Source organism: Rhodoblastus sp. (assembly GCF_041915505.1).
In the GTDB taxonomy this organism is placed as follows: domain Bacteria; phylum Pseudomonadota; class Alphaproteobacteria; order Rhizobiales; family Beijerinckiaceae; genus Rhodoblastus.
Genome location: NZ_JAYSBG010000336.1, coordinates 1 through 3,800, shown reverse-complemented (window position 1 = coordinate 3,800; position 3,800 = coordinate 1). Strand labels below are relative to the sequence as shown.

Below are 3,800 nucleotides of genomic sequence, written 5' to 3'. Positions count from 1 at the left end.
CCGCTTCGTCGGACGCCTCGCCCAAGCCCAATGGGGCCAAGACGCTGCTGCCCCAGAAAGTCATCGACCATATCGTCGCGACGGGCGTGCCGCTGGTGATCGAGGATGTTTCGACCCATCCCTATTTCACCGGAACGGCCTATCGCCATTTGCTGCCGCCGATGACCAAGGTCAGTTTCCTCGGCGTGCCGGTCAAGGTGGACGGCGTGTCCAAGGGCACGCTGACCGTCGACCGCGAATGGAACAACAAGCTGGATTTCCGTCTCGAGGACGACGTCCGCATGTTGACCATGGTCGCCAATCTGGTCGGCCAGGCGATGCGCATGCACGGCTTGATCGCCCGCGACCGCGACCGGCTCATCAAGGAGCAGCACAGGCTCGAAAAGGAGCTCACCGACGTCCGCCATTCGCCGGCGAAACCCTCGCCGCGCGGGAAATCGGATTTCATCGTCGGCGAGAGCGCCGCGATCAAGGCGTTGTTGCAGCGGATCGAGATCGCGGCGCGCTCCAACGCCACCGTGCTGCTGCGCGGCGAGACCGGCACCGGCAAGGAATTGTTCGCGCGCGCCATTCATGAAAATTCGCCGCGCGTGAAGGCGCCTTTCGTCAAGGTCAATTGCGCGGCTCTGCCCGAGAGCGTGATCGAATCCGAATTGTTCGGCCACGAGAAAGGTTCGTTCACCGGCGCGGTCAACCAGCGCATCGGCCGTTTCGAACTGGCCAATGGCGGCACCTTGTTCCTCGACGAAATCGGCGAGATTTCCGCCTCCTTCCAGGCCAAGCTGCTGCGCGTGCTGCAGGAGGGCGAATTCGAGCGCGTCGGCGGCGCCAAGACGCTGAAAGTCGACGTGCGCATCGTCTGCGCCACCAACCGCAATCTTGAGGAAGCCGTCGCGCGCGGCGATTTCCGCGCCGATCTCTATTACCGCATCAATGTCGTGACGCTGGTGACGCCGCCGCTGCGCGAACGCCCCGGCGATATCGAATTGCTGGCGAAGCGCTTCCTCAACCAGTTCTCGCAGGAAAACGGCGTCGATCACGCCTTTTCCGACAAGGCGCTCGACATTATGGCGCATTGCGCCTTCCCGGGGAACGTCCGCGAATTGGAGAATTGCGTCCGCCGCACCGCCACTCTGGCGACCGGAACCGAAATTCTCGAATCCGATCTCGCCTGCTGGCAGGGTTGCTGCCTGTCCTCCACCTTGTGGAAGGGCCACAACCATCTAGTCGGGCTGCATCCGCAACCGATGCCGCAGACCACCCTGCCGCCGATCATCGCCAAGCCGAAGCCGCCGACGCCCGCCCCGGCCGCGCCGGAGGTTCAGCCGGCGGCGCCCGCTCCGGCGGAAGCCGCGGCCGCCAGCGTCTGCGCCGATCATGCGCTCGAGGCCATGGAGCGCGGCCTGCCGCACGAATGTCCGGCGCCCGACAACTGTCCGGTGGTCCATCCGTCCAAGAGCGAGCGCGAAAGGCTGATTGAGGCGCTCGACAAGACGGGGTGGGTCCAGGCCAAGGCGGCGCGCCTGCTCGGGCTGACCCCGCGCCAGATCGGCTACGCTCTCCGCAAGCAGAACATCGACATCAAGAAGTTTTGATCGTCGGCCGATCGTTCGCTGGACGGCGCCTCGTCGGCGCCGCCTTGGCGCGACCTTTGCTATCGCGATGCGCGACGCGACATTGCGCAGCGGGGGATGGCGAGGCCGACGATGGCGACGACCGAAGACAGCGAAGCCGCGACCGACTGGACCGGCCGGCCCTTCTCCTGCCAGGATTGCCCGCATAGGGATTTGCGCGCCGGCGGGCGTTGCGTGCTGGGCCGCATCTGCGTGCGCGACAAGCGCTCCAAGCGCATCGACCGCTTCTTCGCCAAGAACCCCGAGCTTTGCGGCGATTATCTCGACCATCTCTATTTCGAGGTGCGGGCGCTGGCGGCGAAATACGCCAATCCGTTCCAGATCGCGCGGCTGATGAAGGATCGCGAGCCCGAAGTGCGCGCGATGGCGGCGCTGCGCCTGCCGATCCCACGCGTGCGCGAAATGAGCAAGGACAAGGACCGCGCGGTGCGCATCGCCTGTTCGCTGCGCCTCGACGGCGCCGACCTCGTCGCCATGGCCCATGACGAGGACGAACATGTCCGCCTCACGGTGGCGCGCCGGATCGATCCCTCCTTGCTGCCGATCCTGTTCGGCGATCCTTCCGCCACCGTGCGCCGTTACATTGTCGCGCGCCTGCCGCCCGAAAAGCTGTTCGGCATGTTGCACGACGTCGATCCGGTCGTGCGGCGCGAGGCGGCGGAGCGCGTGACGCCCGACGCGCTCGGGCGGCTGGTCGACGACCCGGACCTGCGCGTCCGCTTCGTCGTCGCCGATCGCGCGCCGCGCGATATAGTCGTCAAGCTGATCGACGATGAGGACGAAGTGGTGCGCGCGCGGGCGCGCGATCGCATGGCCGAGGTCAAGGCCTGAAAAACAGGCGCGTCCGGGCGACAAAAACGACCGCCTCGTACAAAAGACGCGCGTTTCGCAAAAGGCTTCGAACACTCCTGTAGGAATGCCGACAGGTTCGTTTCGCGGCGAACGCGCCGTAAAATCGGGCGCCATTCTATCCAATTGATTTTTCACGAATAAATTGACGAGAGCCGGGTTGGTACGGAGCTTGCGACGCCCGGTCCGAACTCACGCGACTCCCGTTTCAAAATCGCGGATCAAACCGCCGGAGGCGAATATGCATTTTGTCGTCTGCATCAAACAGGTTCCGGATTCGGCGCAGATCCGCGTCCATCCGGTGACCAATACGATCATGCGGCAAGGCGTGCCCACGATCATCAATCCCTACGATCTGTTTTCGCTGGAAGAGGCCCTGCGCCTGCGCGACAAGGTCGGCGGCGAGGTCACCGTCCTGACCATGGGCCCGCCCATGGCGTCCGAATCCCTGCGCAAGGCCCTGACCATCGGCGCCGACCGCGGCGTGCTGCTGACCGACCGTTTCTTCGCCGGCTCCGATACGTTGGCCACCACCTATGCCCTCGCCCAGGCCTTGCGCAAGATCGGCGAGACCTTCGGCAAGCCCGACATCGTGTTCTGCGGCAAGCAGACCATCGACGGCGACACCGCCCAGGTCGGCCCCGGCATCGCCAAGCGCCTCGACATGCTGCAACTGACTTATGTCTCGGCGATCACGGAACTCGATCAGGAAAACCGCACGATCACGCTGGAGCGCCGCTCGGAAGGCGGGACGCAGGTGCTGAAATCGACGCTGCCCTCCATGATCACCATGCTCGAAGGCTCCAATACGGTCCGTCGCGGCCGCATCGACGACGCCCTGCGCGCCGCCCGCGCCGAAATCGTCACCTGGAGCGCCAAGGACGCCGGCATCGAGGATCTGCAACTCTGCGGCCTGCGCGGCTCGCCCACCGTGGTGAAGAAGGTGTTCGCGCCGCAGGCCCGCGCCGAAAAGGCCGCTTTGGTCGAAATCGCCGCGACGCCGGCCGAAACCGCCGAGGCTTTCATCGAGGCGATTTTCGCCAAGGCCCCGTCGCTGGAAGCCGACGTCACCAAGCTCGCTTCGGGATTTTGACGCCGCCAAAGTTTGAAAATTGACGCGTTTTCTTCATGCGAACCGGAATCCACTCCGCTTGAAAACGCTTTGAGCATCGAGGATGGGAACATGAGCGACCAGAAACCCGCGCCGCAGGCGGCAGGCAGCCGCGCTTCGATGAAGAAGGAGCTGCCGGAGAAATATCGCGATCACAAGCACGTCTGGGTGTTCATGGAGATGGAGCGCGGCGTCGTGCATCCCGT

Annotated in this window: 3 protein-coding genes and 1 pseudogene; all 4 read left to right on the top strand. The window is 64.7% G+C overall.

The window, feature by feature from the left end; all coding sequences use genetic code 11:
• On the top strand, window positions 1-1,595 hold a 1,595-nt coding region (gene nifA, locus ACE3S9_RS16435), incomplete at its 5' end, for a nif-specific transcriptional activator NifA (protein WP_374547556.1).
• A 111-nt stretch (window positions 1,596-1,706) separates the two neighbouring features.
• Window positions 1,707-2,465 carry a 4Fe4S-binding leucine-rich repeat protein gene (locus ACE3S9_RS16430; protein ID WP_374547555.1) on the top strand — a complete coding sequence of 253 codons (759 nt, stop codon included), beginning with the start codon at window positions 1,707-1,709 and terminating at the stop codon, window positions 2,463-2,465.
• A 259-nt stretch (window positions 2,466-2,724) separates the two neighbouring features.
• Window positions 2,725-3,576 (top strand): nitrogen fixation protein FixA, encoded by an 852-nt coding sequence (locus ACE3S9_RS16425; RefSeq protein WP_374547554.1) that lies wholly within the window; start codon window positions 2,725-2,727, stop codon window positions 3,574-3,576.
• Between the two features lie 90 nt (window positions 3,577-3,666).
• Window positions 3,667-3,800: pseudogene (locus ACE3S9_RS16420) on the top strand (electron transfer flavoprotein subunit alpha); the annotation flags it as partial.